Source organism: Paracoccus sp. (in: a-proteobacteria) (assembly GCF_030536915.1).
GTDB lineage: Bacteria > Pseudomonadota > Alphaproteobacteria > Rhodobacterales > Rhodobacteraceae > Paracoccus.
Map to the genome: position 1 here is coordinate 28,377 of NZ_JAUNPC010000016.1, position 15,483 is coordinate 43,859.

General features: G+C 69.0%; 17 protein-coding genes. 13 read left to right on the forward strand and 4 right to left on the reverse strand.

Annotated elements, in window-relative coordinates; genetic code table 11:
• Positions 1–100: 100 nt before the first annotated feature.
• Entirely contained in the window at positions 101–1,306 is a 1,206-nt protein-coding gene (locus Q4F04_RS04665) for an ABC transporter substrate-binding protein (protein WP_368660699.1), read from the forward strand.
• An 85-nt stretch (positions 1,307–1,391) separates the two neighbouring features.
• On the opposite strand, the gene Q4F04_RS04670 is transcribed toward Q4F04_RS04665, so the two are convergent.
• Positions 1,392–1,913, reverse strand: coding sequence for a MarR family winged helix-turn-helix transcriptional regulator (locus Q4F04_RS04670; protein ID WP_303368669.1), 522 nt, complete (start codon positions 1,911–1,913; stop codon positions 1,392–1,394).
• Positions 1,914–2,079: 166 nt separating this feature from the next.
• Between Q4F04_RS04670 and Q4F04_RS04675 the strand changes: the two genes are divergently transcribed.
• The 9 genes from Q4F04_RS04675 to Q4F04_RS04715 all read left to right on the forward strand — a co-directional run bounded on the left by Q4F04_RS04675 (position 2,080) and on the right by Q4F04_RS04715 (position 10,241).
• Positions 2,080–2,847: an SDR family NAD(P)-dependent oxidoreductase gene (locus tag Q4F04_RS04675; RefSeq protein ID WP_303368670.1), complete on the forward strand. Its 768-nt coding sequence runs from the start codon at positions 2,080–2,082 to the stop codon at positions 2,845–2,847.
• A gap of 26 nt (positions 2,848–2,873) precedes the next feature.
• A complete protein-coding gene (locus tag Q4F04_RS04680; protein ID WP_303368671.1) occupies positions 2,874–3,665 on the forward strand; it encodes an enoyl-CoA hydratase-related protein in 792 nt (263 codons plus the stop codon).
• 60 nt (positions 3,666–3,725) lie between these two features.
• Positions 3,726–4,886 carry a cyclohexanecarboxyl-CoA dehydrogenase gene (gene aliB, locus Q4F04_RS04685; protein ID WP_303368672.1) on the forward strand — a complete coding sequence of 387 codons (1,161 nt, stop codon included), beginning with the start codon at positions 3,726–3,728 and terminating at the stop codon, positions 4,884–4,886.
• Positions 4,887–4,926: 40 nt separating this feature from the next.
• Positions 4,927–6,579, forward strand: a complete 1,653-nt coding sequence (aliA, locus tag Q4F04_RS04690) for a cyclohexanecarboxylate-CoA ligase (RefSeq protein ID WP_303368673.1) — start codon at positions 4,927–4,929, stop codon at positions 6,577–6,579.
• Positions 6,576–7,337, forward strand: coding sequence for an SDR family NAD(P)-dependent oxidoreductase (locus tag Q4F04_RS04695; RefSeq protein ID WP_303368674.1), 762 nt, complete (start codon positions 6,576–6,578; stop codon positions 7,335–7,337). Before aliA ends, Q4F04_RS04695 begins: the two co-directional genes overlap by 4 nt.
• A gap of 303 nt (positions 7,338–7,640) precedes the next feature.
• Positions 7,641–8,165: an MgtC/SapB family protein gene (locus Q4F04_RS04700; protein ID WP_303368675.1), complete on the forward strand. Its 525-nt coding sequence runs from the start codon at positions 7,641–7,643 to the stop codon at positions 8,163–8,165.
• Positions 8,166–8,184: 19 nt separating this feature from the next.
• Complete coding sequence (locus Q4F04_RS04705) at positions 8,185–9,066, forward strand: formylglycine-generating enzyme family protein (RefSeq protein WP_303368676.1); 882 nt, start codon at positions 8,185–8,187, stop codon at positions 9,064–9,066.
• 111 nt (positions 9,067–9,177) lie between these two features.
• The gene (locus Q4F04_RS04710; RefSeq protein ID WP_303368677.1) at positions 9,178–9,699 is read left to right on the forward strand and encodes a hypothetical protein; all 522 of its coding nucleotides are present in this window, start codon (positions 9,178–9,180) and stop codon (positions 9,697–9,699) included.
• Between the two features lie 152 nt (positions 9,700–9,851).
• Complete coding sequence (locus tag Q4F04_RS04715; protein ID WP_303368678.1) at positions 9,852–10,241, forward strand: hypothetical protein; 390 nt, start codon at positions 9,852–9,854, stop codon at positions 10,239–10,241.
• 116 nt (positions 10,242–10,357) lie between these two features.
• On the opposite strand, the gene Q4F04_RS04720 is transcribed toward Q4F04_RS04715, so the two are convergent.
• Positions 10,358–10,744, reverse strand: coding sequence for a hypothetical protein (locus Q4F04_RS04720; protein WP_303368679.1), 387 nt, complete (start codon positions 10,742–10,744; stop codon positions 10,358–10,360).
• Positions 10,745–11,032: 288 nt separating this feature from the next.
• On the opposite strand from Q4F04_RS04720, the gene Q4F04_RS04725 reads away from it, so the two are divergent.
• Both Q4F04_RS04725 and Q4F04_RS04730 read left to right on the forward strand, forming a co-directional pair.
• A complete protein-coding gene (locus Q4F04_RS04725) occupies positions 11,033–11,173 on the forward strand; it encodes a hypothetical protein (protein ID WP_303368680.1) in 141 nt (46 codons plus the stop codon).
• Entirely contained in the window at positions 11,170–11,649 is a 480-nt protein-coding gene (locus tag Q4F04_RS04730; RefSeq protein WP_303368681.1) for a thioesterase family protein, read from the forward strand. Before Q4F04_RS04725 ends, Q4F04_RS04730 begins: the two co-directional genes overlap by 4 nt.
• On the opposite strand, the gene Q4F04_RS04735 is transcribed toward Q4F04_RS04730, so the two are convergent.
• Positions 11,646–12,422 (reverse strand): enoyl-CoA hydratase-related protein, encoded by a 777-nt coding sequence (locus Q4F04_RS04735; RefSeq protein WP_303368682.1) that lies wholly within the window; start codon positions 12,420–12,422, stop codon positions 11,646–11,648. The two genes, Q4F04_RS04730 and Q4F04_RS04735, sit on opposite strands and share 4 nt — an antisense overlap.
• Positions 12,419–13,459 (reverse strand): zinc-binding dehydrogenase, encoded by a 1,041-nt coding sequence (locus tag Q4F04_RS04740; protein ID WP_303368683.1) that lies wholly within the window; start codon positions 13,457–13,459, stop codon positions 12,419–12,421. Before Q4F04_RS04740 ends, Q4F04_RS04735 begins: the two co-directional genes overlap by 4 nt.
• Positions 13,460–13,604: 145 nt before the next feature.
• Here Q4F04_RS04740 and Q4F04_RS04745 point away from each other — a divergent pair, with 145 nt between their 5' ends.
• Positions 13,605–14,771, forward strand: coding sequence for an acyl-CoA dehydrogenase family protein (locus tag Q4F04_RS04745; RefSeq protein WP_303368684.1), 1,167 nt, complete (start codon positions 13,605–13,607; stop codon positions 14,769–14,771).
• Positions 14,772–15,483: the final 712 nt, after the last annotated feature.

Consider the following 15,483-nt stretch of genomic DNA (forward strand, 5'->3'; position numbering starts at 1 on the left):
AGGTATTGACACATAACCTGCCCTTGCCTTACCTTCCGCCCTGTCCCGGACCGTCCGGTCCGGGAGGAGGACAGGGCAATGGCATCGGGGAGGATGTAATTTGCTGCTTGGGATCGGAAAGCATGTGGTCGCGGCCGGTATCCTGCTGGGGGCAGGGCACGCGATGGCGCAGGAGATGACGGTCAGGATCGGCGTCCTGAACGACATGTCGGGCATCTACTCGGACCTTGCGGGGCCGGGCTCGGTCGTGGCCGCGCGGATGGCGGTCGAGGACTTCGGCGGCGCCGAAAAGGGCATCACGGTCGAGGTGCTGGCCGCCGACCACCAAAACAAGCCGGATGTCGGCAGCAACATCGCCCGCGACTGGTTCGACCAGCAGGGGGTGGATGTCATTGCCGACATTCCGGGGTCGGCCATCGCCCTGGCGGTCAGCGACCTTGCCCGCGAAAAGCGCCGCATCCACCTGAACTCGGGCGCCGGGACGGCGGAGCTGACGGGCGCCAAATGCTCGCCCAACACCGTCCACTGGACCTATGACACCTGGGCGCTTGCCAATGGCACGGGGCGGGCGATGGTGGAACAGGGCGGCGACAGCTGGTTCTTCATCTCGGCCGATTACGCCTTTGGCAAGGCGATGCAGCAGGACACCTCGGCGGTGGTCGAGGCGGCGGGGGGCCAGGTGCTGGGCTCGGCAAGCCATCCGCTGGGGACGACCGACTTCGCGTCCTTCCTGCTGCAGGCGCAGACCTCGGGCGCCAAGGTCATCGGGCTGGCGAATGGCGGCGGCGACATGATCAACTCGGTCAAGCAGGCCTCGGAATTCGGGATCACCCAGGGCGGGCAGTCGCTGGCGGCGCTGGTGGCCTTCATCACCGATGTCCATTCGCTGGGACTTGAAACCGCGCAGGGGCTGGTGCTGACCGAGGCCTTCTACTGGGACATGAACGACGAGACGCGTGCCTGGTCGCAGCGCTTCGCCGAAGGCCATGGCGGGCGGATGCCGACGCAGGTCCATGCGGGCGTCTATTCCTCGATCATGCACTATCTCAATGCCGTCGAGGCCGCCGGCACCAAGGACGCCGCGGCGGTGATGGCGAAGATGAAGGAAACGCCCATCGACGATCCCCTGTTCGGCAAGGGAGAGATCCGGGCCGATGGCCGCGCGATCCACGACATGTACCTGTTCCGCGTGAAGTCGCCCGACCAGTCGGCCGGCGAATGGGACGTCTACGAGACGCTGGCCACGATCCCTGCGGCCGAGGCCTTCCGCCCGCTTGCCGAAGGCGGCTGCCCGCTGGCGCAGTGACGCGCCGGGAAAGCCCGGCAAGGAAGGCCCGCGACCGGCGCCTTCCTTGCCTTAGCGGCGGCTGCCTGCCGCAAAGGGGGGCGGGTCAGTCCCCGTCCGGCCCGCCCTGCGCGCGTTCCAGCGCGACGAAGTTCCGCCGCAGGTTCTCAAGATGATGCATCGCGGCGATGATGTCCGAGTTGGAGAACCCCGCCAGCGAGGCTGCGTAGAAGGCGTTGATCTGCGGCTGCATCGCGATCCATCTCTGCCGCCCTTCCGCGGTCATGCGGATGAAGCGGGACCGCTTGTCGCGGTCGTCCACCGTCCGGGTGATGAGGCCGCGGGCTTCCAGCCGCGACAGCACCCCCGTCAGGTTCTGGCGGCTGACCATCAGCAGCCCGGCAAGATCGCCCACCGAGATGCCGCCCTCGCTGCGCGGATCGGCCAGGGCGCCCAGGATCGCCCATTGCTGGGTGGTCACGCCGTGGTCTTCAAGCGCGCGGGTGCCGGTTTTGTTCAGCAGGTTCGCGGTCTGGTAGAGCCGGAAGAACAGCCGGTTCCGCAGCCCCGCGGTCAGCGCGTCGATGGCGGCATCCTCGGGGATGGTCGGGGCGGGGCGGATGGTCATGCGCGGCTCCAGCGGGAAGGATTATCAGTAAACATGTTGACATAGATTCCGATCTGTGGCAATTCTGCAGACAGGGAGAATCATGACGGCGTTTCATGCTTGAACATGCGGTTGTCTGCCTTGGCAGGCCTGCATCAGTCGTCGGGCGAAAGGGTCGAGGATCATCATGCGCGGATTGAAAGATAAACTTGTTGTCGTAACCGGCGGCGGCGGCGGCATCGGTTCGGCCACCTGCGAACGGTTCGGCGAGGAAGGCGCGCATGTCGTGGTCGCCGACATCAAGGCCGAAGCGGCGCAGGCGGTGGTGGACCGCATCGCGGCGGCCGGCGGCAAGGCGTCCCCCATGGTCGTCGATCTCACCGATGCGGAAGCCGTGCGCGCCGCCGTCGAGAAGGTCGAGGCCGAGATCGGCCCGATCGATGTGCTTGTCAACAACGCCGGCTGGGATCTTTTCGTCCCCTTCCTGAAATCGGAACCGGATTACTGGTCGAAGCTGATCGACATCAACCTGAAGTCGGTCCTGAACATCACCCATCCGATCGTCTCTAAAATGGCCGAGCGCAAGTCGGGCCGGGTGGTCAGCGTGGCCTCGGACGCGGCGCGCGTGGGGTCGTCGGGCGAATCCGTCTATGCTGCCTGCAAGGCGGGGGTCATCGCTTTTTCCAAGACGCTGGCGCGGGAACATGCGCGCCAGGGGCTGACCTTCAACTGCGTCTGCCCCGGCGTCACCGACACGCCGATGCTGGACAGCTTCATGGAGGCCGCGGGCAACAAGGACAAGCTGCGCGACGCCTTCACCCGCGCCGTGCCGCTGGGGCGCCTCGGCCGCCCGGATGACCTGCCGGGCGCGATCCTGTTCTTCGCCTCGGACGACGCCGCCTTCATCACCGGGCAGGTGATCTCGGTGTCCGGCGGCCTGACGATGCACGGTTAATGGGCACGGCTGAGGGAGAAGCCATCATGGACTACACCGACATCCTTTACGAGATCCGGGGCGGCGCCGCCTGGATCACCATCAACCGCCCCGAGAAATACAACGCCTTCCGCGGCCACACGGTCGATGAGCTGATCGACGCCTTCCAGAAGGCAGGCTGGGACCGCGAGGTGGGCGTGATCGTGCTGACCGGCGCCGGCGACAAGGCTTTCTGCACCGGCGGCGACCAGTCGGCCCATGACGGGCAGTATGACGGGCGCGGCGTGATCGGCCTGCCCATCGACGAATTGCAGTCGCTGATCCGCGACGTGCCAAAGCCCGTCATCGCCCGCGTCAACGGCTTCGCCATCGGCGGCGGCAACGTGCTGGCGACGATCTGCGACCTGACCATCGCCTCTGAGACCGCGCAGTTCGGGCAGGTCGGCCCCAAGGTCGGCTCGGTCGATCCGGGCTTCGGCACCGCCTATCTGGCCCGCGTCGTCGGCGAAAAGCGCGCCCGCGAGATCTGGTACCTGAACAAGCGCTACACGGCGAAACAGGCGCTGGACTGGGGCCTTGCCAACGCCGTTGTCCCGCCCGAGGAACTGGACGCCGAGGTGGACCGCTGGGTGGCCGAACTGATGGACCGCTCGCCCACCGCGCTGGCGATGGCGAAGGTGTCCTTCAATGCCGATACCGAAAGCATCCGCGGGATTTCCGCCATGGGAATGCGGGCGCTGTCGCTTTACTACGACACCGACGAGTCGAAGGAAGGCGGCGTCGCCTTCAAGGAAAAGCGCAAGCCCGACTTCCGCAAGCACGTCGCCCGCAAGGGCTGAGACCAGCGGGGGCCGTCCCGCCGGGGCGGCCCCCTTTCCGATCCGCCGGGGGTGAGGCTGATGGCAAAGACCGTTTTCGACACCGAGGAACTGGACCAGATCCGCGATCTTGCGCGCCGCTTCGCGCAGGACCGGGTCGCGCCGGGCTATCAGGCCCGCGAAAGGGCCGGGCGCATGGACATGGACCTCGTGCGCGAGATGGGCAGCCTCGGGTTGATCGCCCCGGAACTGCCCGAGGAATTCGGCGGCATGGGCGCGGGCACGATCTACGCCGGCGCCATCATCGAGGAGATCGGGCGGGCCGATTTCACCTTCGGCTATGTCCCGCTGATGGCCTCGCTCAACGGCCAGATCCTGGCGCAGTTCGCGCGTCAGGAAATCGCGCGGGAATGGCTGACGAAGCTGACGGCCGGAGAGATCATGCTGGCCATCGCCCTGACCGAGCCCAAGGGTGGGTCGGACGCCGCGAACCTCGGGCTGCGGATGGAACGCGACGGGGCGCATTACGTCCTGAACGGGGAAAAGACCTCGATCAGCGCCAACCAGGTCGCCGCCGGCACCGTGGTCTTCGCCCGCACCGGCCGCCCCGAGGACCGGGCGCGCGGCGTCTCGGCCATTCTCGTGCCGATGGACCTCGACGGCATCACGACGTCCAAGTTCGACAACATGGGCCAGAACTCGGTCGGGCACGGCTCGATCTGGTTCGACAACGTGCGGGTGCCCGCCGAGAACCTTTTGGGCGAGGAAGGCCGGGGCTTCGCCCAGGTCATGCAGGGCTTCGACTTCTCGCGCAGCCTGATCGGCCTGCAATGCGTCGGCACCGCGCAGCAAAGCCTGGACGAGACCTGGGCCTATATCGGCGAGCGCAAGGCCTTCGGAAAGCCGCTCGGCGCCTTCCAGGGGGTCAGCCACCAGCTTGCCGATTTCGAGACGAAGCTGGCCGCCGCGCGGCTTTTGTCGATGAACGCGCTGTGGCTCAAGGACAACAACCTGCCGCACACGGCAGAGGCCGCGATGACCAAGTGGTGGCCGCCGCTGCTGGCCTATGAGGCGATCCATGCCTGCCTGCTGATCCATGGCCATGCGGGCTACGCCAACGACCTGCCCTTCGCGCAGCGTCTGCGCGACGTGCTGGGCCTGCAGATCGGCGACGGCACCGCGCATATCATGAAGAACATCATCGCGCGGGAACGCGCCGGACGGGACGCGGTCACCGGCTGAGGAGAGCCGGAAGCCGCAATCTGCAAAGGGGGGACCACCAATGAAATTCGACGCGATCCTGATCGAGCCGCGGCGCGAGGCCATGGTCCGGGACGGCCACTGGCGCAACAAGACCGTCAACGACTATTTCGACGCCGCCCTGGCCGAAAAGCCCGACCGGCTGGCGCTGAGCTCGATCACCGTGGCCGATGGCTCGCGGCGCGATTTCACCTGGGCGGAACTGGACCGCATGGCGAACCGCGCGGCCGTGGGCCTGACGCGCCTTGGCGTGAAACGCGACGACGTGGTGACCTGCCAGCTTCCGAACAGCTGGCAGTTCGTGGCGACCTATCTCGGCTGCGCCCGGATCGGGGCGGTGTTCAACCCGGTCATGCCGATCTTCCGCGAACATGAACTGCTGTTCATGCTGCGCCACGGCGACTCCGGGGTCTTCATCGTTCCCAAGGTCTTCCGCGACTTCGACCACGAGGCGATGGCCGAGGGCATGAAGGCCCAATTGCCCGACCTGCGCCACATCGTCGTCAACAAGCCCGAAGGCGCCAACAGCTTCGACGCCCTGCTGGCCAACCCCGATTTCGACGACGACCCCGAACTGCAGCGGATCGTGACCGCAAACCGCCCCGGTCCCGACGACGTGAACCAGCTGATCTACACCAGCGGCACGACCGGGGAACCCAAGGGGGTGATGCATACCTCGAACACGATGTATTCGAACCTCATCCCCTATTCGGAACGGCTGGGGCTGACCGAGGATGACGTGATCGCCATGGCCTCGCCCATGGCCCACCAGACCGGCTTCATGTACGGCCTTCTGATGCCGATCTACCTCAAGGCGCGGTCGATCCTGTTCGACACCTGGGACAAGCGGCTGAAGGGGCGGATGGTGCAGGACGACCGCATCACCTTCACCATGGCCTCGACCCCCTTCCTGATGGACCTGACGAACGCGGTCGATGAAGACAAGTTCGACAGCCGCTCGCTGCGGATCTTCCTGTGCGCGGGGGCGCCCATTCCCGGCGCGGTGGTGGAACGCGCCCGGCAGGTCATGCCCGGCACCAAGATCATCTCGGCCTGGGGCATGACCGAGAACGGCGCCGTGACGCTGGTCGATCCGGCCGATGACGACGAACGCTCGGTCAACACCGACGGCTTCCCGCTGCCGGGGGTCGAGCTGCAGATCCGCGACGAGCAGGGCGACATCTGCCCCGTGGGGCAGGCGGGCGAGCTGTTCGTGCGCGCCTGTTCCAACTTCGGCGGCTATCTCAAGCGCCCGCTGCTGAACGCGACCGACGACGAGGGCTGGTTCGACACCGGCGACGTCGCCCGGATGGACGAGCGCGGCTATATCCGCATCTCGGGCCGGTCCAAGGACATCATCATCCGCGGCGCCGAGAACATCCCCGTCTTCGAGGTCGAGGGCATCCTGTTCAAGCACCCCGCCATCCACCAGGTCGCGATCGTGGCCTATCCCGACGACCGCCTGGGCGAACGCGCCTGCGCCTTCGTCACGCTGAAGCCGGGCGCCGGCTTCAATTTCGACGAGATGCAGCGCCACCTGCGAGAGCACAAGCTGGCGATCCAGTACTGGCCCGAGCGGCTTGAGATCCGCGACAGCCTGCCCGCCACCGCCTCGGGCAAGATCCAGAAATTCGCGCTGCGCCGGATGCTGCGCGAGGAGATGGGGCTGGCATGACCGGCGCCCCGCTTGCCGGCCGCATCGCCGCCGTGACCGGCGCGGGCGGCCCCATGGGCCGGGCGGTCATCGACCGGCTGGTGGACGACGGGATCGCGGGACTGGCGCTGACCGACATCTCGGGACGGCGGCTCGATGAGACGGTGGCGGCGCTGGCCGGATCGCCCGTCCGGGTCGCGGCCCTGCGCGGCGACGTGACCCGCGCCGATGAGGCCGGGGCCTTCGCGGAGGCCGCGCGGGCGCCGGGTCCGGTGGACATCCTTGTCAACCTCGTGGGCGGGTTGCGCTCGCCCCGGCTTTACACGCCCTTCCTCGACATGACCGAGGAGCAGTGGCGCGCGACCATGGACCTGAACCTGATGCCGGGCTTCCACCTGATCCGGGCCTTCTCGCCGGGGATGCTGGACCGCGGCTGGGGCCGCATCGTCAACGTGGCCAGCATCGTCTACGGCGGCGAGGGGGGCCAGGCCGACTACGCCGCAGGCAAGGCCGCCGTCGCCTCGCTGACCCGCAGCCTGGCGGCCGAGTTCGCGCCCCATGTCACCGTCAACTGCGTGGCGCCGGGCCTGACCCGCACCTCGGTCACGCAGAACATCCCGTCCGACGAGGCCGACCGGCTGGTCGCCCAAGGGATGATCCGCCGCATGGCCGAGCCTGCCGAGACCGCCGCCGCCATCGCCTTCTTCCTGCGCGACGACGCGCGCTTCCTGACCGGCGAGATGCTGGCGGTCTCCGGGGGCATCCGCCCGCATCTCTGAAAGGCTCGCCCGCCGCCGTCCCCTGCCGGGCGGCAAGGCGGTGCTGGCGGGACCGGGCCTTGCTGGCCGGTGCCGAAGGCAGCGCCGATCCCCCGCATCCCGCCGCCGGGCGCCGGACCATCCCCACATGGCGGGGGGAATCCCGGACCGGGCAGGCAGGTTCGTCCCGGAAATGCTTCGGGGATCGCAGGCCCTTGCCGGCCCTGGTCGCGAAAGGGGGCAGCGGGGCGGCCGCATGGACCGGATCATCGCGCTTACGGCCCGCCTGCCGGAACAGGGACCGCACCCCCGCGTTCGGCCATCATGCAGCCTGACAGCTTCAATCCCTCTTACCTTGCGTGGGCGGACGCGGTGCTGCGGATGGGGGCGGCGCTGGTCCTGTCGCTGGCGCTGGGGGTAGAACGCTTCCTGCGGAAAAAGCCCATCGACTTCCGCCCCTTCGTCATCATTGCGCTGGCGTCCCGCGCGCTGACGATCGGGACCATCGAATTCGCCTATCGCGCCGACGACGACACCATCTCGGTGGACCCCACCCGCGTCCTGCAGGCGGTCATGACCGGCATCGGCTTCATCGCCGCGGGCACGCTGTTCCGCGAGGATTACACCGTGTACGGCGCAGGCTCGGCCACCTCGATCTGGGCCTCGGGGGCCATCGGGATCATCTGCGGGCTGGGGATGATCTGGCTTTCGGTGCTGCTGACCGGGACGATGCTGGTCCTGCTTCTGCTCAGCCGCCCCTTTACGCAGGACTACACCATCAAGATGGAGGATGACGACAGCGAGGGGGACGGGAACGGGCAGGGTGGAACCGGCGGGTCCCGGCCGTGACGGCCCGGTGAGGCGGCTCATGGCCGGGGATCGCCCGGGCTGCGTCTTCATCCCCGGCGGCAGCTTCCTGATGGGCTCGGACGATTTCTACCCCGAGGAGAGGCCGGTCCGCCGTGTCGCCGTCGCGGGCTTCCGGATCGACCGCGGCCCCGTCACCAACGCCGATTTCGCCCGCTTCGTGGCCGCGACTGGCCATGTCACCCTGGCCGAGCGCGCGCCGGACCCCGCGGTCCATCCCGGCGCCGACCCGGCGCTGCTGGTTCCCGGCTCGCTGGTCTTCCGCCCGCCCCCCGGCCCGGTGCCGCTGGACGACCCGCGCCTGTGGTGGGCCTATGTGCCGGGCGCCTGCTGGCACCGGCCCGAGGGTCCGGGCGGCGGTCTGAAGGACCGTAAGGATCATCCGGTCGTCCATGTCACCCATGCGGATGCCGCGGCCTATGCCGCCTGGGCGGGCAAGGCCCTGCCGACCGAGGCGGAATGGGAATATGCCGCCCGCGGCGGGTTTGACGGTGCGGCTTATGCCTGGGGCGACGATCCCGCGCCGGGCGGGCGCTGGCGGGCCAATACCTGGCAGGGCGGCTTTCCCTGGCAGGACCTCGGGCTGGACGGCTTTCCCCGGACCTCGCCCGTGGGGGCCTTTCCCCCGAACGGTCACGGGCTTTTCGACATGATCGGCAATGTCTGGGAATGGACCGCCGATGCCTTCCGCCTGCCGGGCGCGCATTCCTGCTGCACGCCGGGCGGGGGCGCCACCGGCCCCCGGGTGGTCAAGGGCGGCTCGCATCTCTGCGCCCCGGACCATTGCCGCCGCTATCGCCCCGCCGCGCGCCAGCCGCAGGCCGCGGACAGTTCCGCCAGCCACATCGGCTTCCGCTGCGTCCGGCGCGGGCCGGAGGGCTGAGTTCCCCGGCCCTGCGCCGCATCGCCTGCGCTGAAACCCGCCTGCGCTGAAGACAAGGCCGGGCGGATGCGCTTTCATGGGGTCGCATGCACGAAGCACAAGGAGCGCCAGATGAGACGCCTGCCCGCCGCCCTGCTGCTGGCCTGCGGCCTGCTGCTGTCCCCTTGCGCGCAGGCCGGCGAGACGCTGGACCGCATGAGTCCGGCGCAGATCGCCGGGCAGGCGGGGTCGCTGCATCCTTCGGCGCTTTACGTCCTCGCCGCCCGGCTGCTGGCCGAAGGCCGGGGACAGGAGGCGGCGAACTGGATGTATGCCGGGCAGATCCGCTACCGCTTCCTGCTGGCGGCGCCCGGCGCGGGGGCCGATGACCGCGCCCTGTTCTCGGCCCTGACGGAACAGGTCGGCCGCCCCGTCAACGAATACATCGCCGGCGATCCCGACGACTGGATCGCGGCGATGGAATGGGCGCTGGACTGGGACGCGGCGAACGCCAATGACCTGACCTCGAAGAAGGCCCATGCCGCCGAACTGGCCGAGGTGCGCGCAGGCCTTTCCCGACTGATCGCCAGGGTCGATTCCAGCCACGCCGAGATCCGCCGGCAGCGCCGCGACAACGGGCTGGAAAACCGCTGAAGCGGGGGAAAGAGGCCGTCGATGCGGCCTGCCGACTTGGCCGACGCCCACCGGTGCGACGCGGGCCGGGGGGGAACACCGCCTTGCCGTAACCCCTCGGATGCGGTCACCTGCGAAAGCCTTCTGCCATCACGACCCCCGGAGGACGACCGATGACGCACCTGCCCGCCGCCGCGGCCCTGCTGGCCGCCCTGACCCTCGCCGCGCCTGCCACGGCGCAGGATTACCTCGGCATCCATCTCGACACGATGCTGGAACAGAACCTGCGCACCCATCAGCAGCAGCAGGCCAGTCCGCGCGAATCCCCCGCCCCGCGTCAGGGAAAGTCGCGGCCCGGCGCCATGTCGCCCGCCGCCGAGGCCCGCGCCCGCGCCGAGGGCGCCCGGATCATGCAGGAACACCGGCGCCAGCTTGAACCCCGCTACCGGATGCGCGTCGGGCGCGACGGCAAGGCCGCGGCGGACGCCTGGCTTGCGACCGAAGCGCGGCGGTTCGGGATCGAGACCGGCCGGGCGATGCGCAAGAAATACTCGGGGCAATAGGGCAGGGGGGCCGCGGTTTTGGCGCGGCTTCCGCCCGGCCCGGCCGGGAAGGGCGGACTGATCCGCCGCCTGCCGAAAGCGGAAAGCGCAAGCGCCGCCTCCGGTCGCGGGGGGCCTCATTCGGCGGGCGGGCGGTCAGGCCAGTTGCGGCATTCGCCGGCGATGCGGGCGACCACCAGCGTTCCGCCGCGGAAATGCCCCTCGGCCACCACGCAGCCGGGGTCCGTGAAGGCGGCCTCGATCCTTGCGCGGTCGCCCGCACTGGCCTCGAGCGGCGGTGGGCCGGGCAGGTCGTCGCCCGACAGCGGGCGGCTGCGGGTGCCGTCGGGGGCGATGCGGAAGACCCCGCGCCAAGGGCAGGGCGCGCGATAGCAGAGGATGCCGGTCGCGCCGAGGCCCCAGAACTGTCTGCCTTCAGCCGGGACCGGCAGCGGCTCGGGTTCCTGCGCCTGCAGGGCGGTGCCCGACAGGACCAGCGCGGCGGCAAGGATGCAACGGAACATGGCGGTTTTCCCTTTGCGTGACCATCGTTCCCCCCAGCGTGGCGGCGGGCGGGCGGCGGGCGCAAGCATGGACTGGACGGGGCCTGTCCGGGAACCGGCTTCGGCTTCTGCAGTCCGGCCTTCGGGACGAGCCGCCCATGGCCTGACCTGCAGCGAGGTTGACCCGCCGTCGGGTGCCGGAGCGGTAGATTGCGCGGTGATCTGCCCCCCCCGGCCCCTGAACCCGGCTGAAGCAGAGGAGGATGACCCTGTCCGCTCTGGCGCAGGGGCGGATCGCCGGGATATTCAATGACGATCCGGCGCCCCGCGGGGCGGATGGAACCAGACGCCGCCGCCGGCAGCGAGGAGGCGCCGATCCGCCGGATCGCCCGCCACGGACCCGCCGGCGGCATCTTCACCAGCCTGCCAAAGCCGCGCGAGACATCATGACCCAGCCATCCCCCGACCATCCCCCGGCCACGCCCTACCGCTACACCCATCACATGGGCTTCGGCGACTGCGACCCGGCGGGGATCGCCTATACCGGGGCGCTGGTGAATGCCGCCCTGCGCGCCCTCGACCGCTTCCTGTCGGATGCGACCGCGGGGCGGGGCTGGTATGCCATGTCGATGCAGCTTGGCGCGGGGATGCCCTTTGTCCATCTCGACGTGGATTTCACCGCGCCCGTCCGGGGCGATGCCGACTTGGATTTCACCGTCGAGGTGACGCGGCTCGGGGGGACCTCGATGGGGTTCCGCGCGACCGGCTGGCAGCGGGGCGCGCGCTGCCTTTCGCTCAGCAGCGTCAATGTCTTCATCGCCCGCGGGGAAGGCAAGCAGCCGCTGCCCGACTGGCTGCGTGCGGCGCTTGCGCCCTTTCTGGTCCCGGCGGAACCGGGGCTAGCCGGACAGGGCCGGAACCGCTAGCGGTTGCGGAACCGGGGCTTGCGCTTTTCGCCGAAGGCCGCCATGCCCTCGCGCCGGTCCTCGGTGGCGAAGGTCGCATAAAGCAGCCGGCGTTCCAGGTGGATGCCCTCGGCCAGATGCGTCTCGTAGGCCTTGTTCACGGCCTCCTTGGCGATCATCACAATGGGGCGCGAGGAGGCCGCGATCTCCTGCGCGACCGCGACGGCCACCGTCAGGTGCTGGCCGTCCGGGACCACCCGGCTGACCAACCCGTGGGCGCGGGCTTCCTCGGCCGTCAGGCGGCGGCCGGTCAGGATCATGTCCATCGCCAGCGCCTTGCCGGCCACCCGCGTCAGCCGCTGGGTGCCGCCCGCGCCGGGGATCACCCCGATCTTCGTTTCGGGCAGGGCGAAGCGGGCGCATTCGGCGGCGATGATGATGTCGCACATCATCGCCAGCTCGAACCCGCCGCCGATGGCATGGCCCGACACGGCGGCGATCACCGGCTTGCGGCAGCGGGCGACGGCTTCCCACGTGGCGGTGATGAACTGCTCGTCGAAGACCTCGATGAAGGTCTTGTCGCGGATCTCCTTGATGTCGGCCCCGGCGGCGAAGGCCTTGTCGGACCCGGTCAGGACGATGGCGTGGATGGCGGGGTCGCGCTCCATCCCGTCCACCGCCTGCGACAGTTCGGCGGTGAGCTGGGCGTTCAGCGCGTTCAGCGCCTCGGGGCGGTTCAGGGTGATGATGCCCACGGCGCCGTCGCGGGCGGTCAGGATGGTATCGTAGCTCATGCGGCCCCCTGCGGCGTTGCGATGGAGATGACGATCTTGCCCATGCGGTCGGCTTCTTCCAGCCGGGCGAAGGCGGCGGGCACCTCGGCCAGCGGAAAGGTGCTGTCGATGGGCGGTGCGAAGGCACCGGTTTCAAAGGCGCGGACAAGGCGGCGGAATTCCTCGAGGCTGCCCATGGTCGAGCCGTGGATCGACAACTGCCGCACGAACAGCCGCTGGATGTCGGCCGACGGATGCGCCCCGGTCGTGGCCCCGCAGGTCGCCAGATGCCCGCCCCGCGCCATCACCCGCAGCGAGGAGGGCCAGGTCCTTTCCCCCACGTTGTCGATGACCAGGTCGGCGCCCTCGCCATCGGTCAGGGCCAGCACCTGCTTCACCATGTCGCCGTCGCGGTAATCCACCGCCTCGACGCCGAGGCTGCGGAAATGCGCCAGCTTCTCCTCGCCCGAGGTCGAGACGATGACCCGCGCCCCCGCCATCCGGGCCAACTGCATGGCGGCATGGGCGACGCCGCCGCCCGCGCCCTGGATGAAGACGGTCCACCCCGGCCCGGTCGCCACCTTGCCGAAGACCATGCGCCATGCGGTCAGGTAAGCCACGCCGAGCGTCGCCGCCTGATGCAGATCGGCCCCGGGTGACAGCCGCAGCAGCGCGCGTTCGGGCACGGCCATGATCTCGGCGAAGGTGCCGTCGATGTGCTCGCCGAAGATGCGGGCGCGGGTGCAGAGGGGCTGGTCGCCCGCAAGGCAATGACGGCAACGCCCGCAGAAGTCGTAGGGGTAAAGGATCACGCGCTCGCCGGGGCGGAAGGCGGAACCGGGGCCGGCTTCCAGCACCTCGCCCACGCCATCGACGCCCATCACCAGCGGCAGGTCATGGGTGATCCCCGCGCCCGAATCGCGCATGTAGAGATCGACGCGGTTGACCGAGGCGGCCAGCATCCGCAGCAGCACGCCGCCCTCGGGCCGCGCCGGCGTCTCGATCCGCGTCAGGCGCGGACCGGCCGCGCCCCGTTCGTGCAGAAGCACGGCTTCCATCTGTCCCCTCCCCCAGCCAGTGAAGCAATGTATTGTCTTATATTTTAACCGGGATGTTCCCATCTGTCGAGTATAACCGCACACTAAAGAGATTGCGTGCTAAAATATATGACATTATATTGCTGCAAATAGCGGAGGAGCGACCATGGCCCTTGATCCCGACACCCGAGACCAGTTGATCACCGGCATCCGCCGCTTTGTCGATGAAAAGCTGATCCCGCGCGAACCCGAGGTGGCCGAGACCGACGCCATCCCCGCCGACGTGCTGGACGGGATGCGCGAAATGGGCCTTTTCGGCCTGTCGATCCCCGAGGATTACGGCGGCCTCGGCCTGACGATGGAGGAGGAGGTGCTGGTCGCCTTCGAGATCGGCCGCGCCGCCCCCGCCTTCCGGTCGATGTTCGCCACCAACGTCGGCATCGGCAGCCAGGGCATCGTGATCGACGGCACCGACGCGCAGAAGGCGCGCTACCTGCCCGGCCTCGCCTCGGGCGAGATCATCGGCTCTTTCGCGCTGACGGAACCGGAGGTCGGGTCCGACGCGGGCAGCGTGCGGACCACCGCCCGGCGCGAGGGCGACGACTATATCCTGAACGGCACCAAGCGCTTCATCACCAACGCCCCTCACGCGGGGCTGTTCACCGTGATGGCCCGCACCGACGCGGGGCGGAAGGGCGCGGGGGGTGTGTCCGCCTTTGCCGTCGAGGCAGGGGCGCCGGGCCTGTCGATCGGCAAGCCCGAGAAGAAGATGGGCCAGCAGGGCGCCCATGTGGCGGACGTGATCTTCGACGACTGCCGGGTGCCCGCGGATGCGCTGATCGGCGGCGTCGAGGGGCAGGGCTTCAAGACCGCGATGAAGGTGCTGGACAAGGGCCGCCTGGGCATCGCCGCCGCCTGCACCGGGCTGGCCGAGCGGATGATCGACGACATGGTGGCCTATGCCGCCGGGCGCAGCCAGTTCGGCCGCCCCATCGCGGACTTCCAGTTGATCCAGGGGATGTTCGCCGACAGCAAGGCCGACGCGATGGCCGCCCGCGCGCTGGTCCTGGACGCCGCCCGCCGCCGCGACGCGGGCGAGGACGTGGCCATGGCCTCGGCCTGCGCCAAGATGTTCGCCTCGGAAATGGTCGGCCGGGTCGCCGACCGCAACGTGCAGGTCCATGGCGGCAACGGCTATATCCGTGAATACCGCGCCGAGCAGCTTTTCCGCGACGCCCGCCTTTACCGCATCTACGAGGGCACCACCCAGATCCAGCAGACCATCATCGCACGGGCGCTGGTCAACGAGGCAAGAGAGCGGCTGGCACTTTGAGGCGGGCGCGCCGCCGGCGGACAGGCGCCGGTTTCCCGGCAGGCTCATGGCCGCCTGATTGCCGGAAAGCGGGTGCGGGCGGCTGCCAGAGCAAGACCAAAGGACGCAGGCCCCGCGCGTCCCGCCCGAAGATGGCTGCAGCCTTTGTCCTGAGGGCGACCTGCTGGCGATGATCTCCTGCCGACGGCAGGGGCGGTGGATCGGCAAGGCCTGCCCGCTGCAGTCAAAGGACCGCATCGGGGACAAGGTCACGCCAAGGTTTCCCCGAGCTTCTTGCCTGCAGCGCGGCGGCCCGGCTTTCTTGTGGGCCATGGGGATGCCCGGACGGCATCAGGCCGGACCGCCTTTGCCAGCGCCGGATGCTGACCTTCCCGGGCCGGTCGCCGAAAACCTGTTGCCCGGTCCGATGCTGGGGGGTCAAGGGGCGCATATCCGGCTGGGCAGGTCACGCTAATCCCGCCGATCCGCATCCCGGTTGAACCGGAAACGGCGGGCATCGCCCGCTTGTCCGGCTTGATGCCTGACCGGCCACCCCTTGCAGGGGACGCGGGCCACGGATGATGCGCAGGGCTTCATGGAGGACCCAGCGGGACCTGCGGCGGTCCCATCAGGACAGGAGGCAGCCGAGATTGCAACGCCGATCCGGCGGGACAGCCGGGTTCCCTAAATGAGATCGCCATGCAGCGGCTTGAAGAACAGCATTACATAATTA

Excerpts from the sequence above, each read along its gene's own strand:
- Q4F04_RS04670 (WP_303368669.1), bottom strand. The coding sequence starts at position 1,913 with ATGACCATCCGCCCCGCCCCGACCATCCCCGAGGATGCCGCCATCGAC.
- Q4F04_RS04675 (WP_303368670.1), top strand. The coding sequence starts at position 2,080 with ATGCGCGGATTGAAAGATAAACTTGTTGTCGTAACCGGCGGCGGCGGC.
- Q4F04_RS04680 (WP_303368671.1), top strand. The coding sequence starts at position 2,874 with ATGGACTACACCGACATCCTTTACGAGATCCGGGGCGGCGCCGCCTGG.
- aliB (WP_303368672.1), top strand. The coding sequence starts at position 3,726 with ATGGCAAAGACCGTTTTCGACACCGAGGAACTGGACCAGATCCGCGAT.
- aliA (WP_303368673.1), top strand. The coding sequence starts at position 4,927 with ATGAAATTCGACGCGATCCTGATCGAGCCGCGGCGCGAGGCCATGGTC.
- Q4F04_RS04695 (WP_303368674.1), top strand. The coding sequence starts at position 6,576 with ATGACCGGCGCCCCGCTTGCCGGCCGCATCGCCGCCGTGACCGGCGCG.
- Q4F04_RS04700 (WP_303368675.1), top strand. The coding sequence starts at position 7,641 with ATGCAGCCTGACAGCTTCAATCCCTCTTACCTTGCGTGGGCGGACGCG.
- Q4F04_RS04705 (WP_303368676.1), top strand. The coding sequence starts at position 8,185 with ATGGCCGGGGATCGCCCGGGCTGCGTCTTCATCCCCGGCGGCAGCTTC.
- Q4F04_RS04710 (WP_303368677.1), top strand. The coding sequence starts at position 9,178 with ATGAGACGCCTGCCCGCCGCCCTGCTGCTGGCCTGCGGCCTGCTGCTG.
- Q4F04_RS04715 (WP_303368678.1), top strand. The coding sequence starts at position 9,852 with ATGACGCACCTGCCCGCCGCCGCGGCCCTGCTGGCCGCCCTGACCCTC.
- Q4F04_RS04720 (WP_303368679.1), bottom strand. The coding sequence starts at position 10,744 with ATGTTCCGTTGCATCCTTGCCGCCGCGCTGGTCCTGTCGGGCACCGCC.
- Q4F04_RS04725 (WP_303368680.1), top strand. The coding sequence starts at position 11,033 with ATGACGATCCGGCGCCCCGCGGGGCGGATGGAACCAGACGCCGCCGCC.
- Q4F04_RS04730 (WP_303368681.1), top strand. The coding sequence starts at position 11,170 with ATGACCCAGCCATCCCCCGACCATCCCCCGGCCACGCCCTACCGCTAC.
- Q4F04_RS04735 (WP_303368682.1), bottom strand. The coding sequence starts at position 12,422 with ATGAGCTACGATACCATCCTGACCGCCCGCGACGGCGCCGTGGGCATC.
- Q4F04_RS04740 (WP_303368683.1), bottom strand. The coding sequence starts at position 13,459 with ATGGAAGCCGTGCTTCTGCACGAACGGGGCGCGGCCGGTCCGCGCCTG.
- Q4F04_RS04745 (WP_303368684.1), top strand. The coding sequence starts at position 13,605 with ATGGCCCTTGATCCCGACACCCGAGACCAGTTGATCACCGGCATCCGC.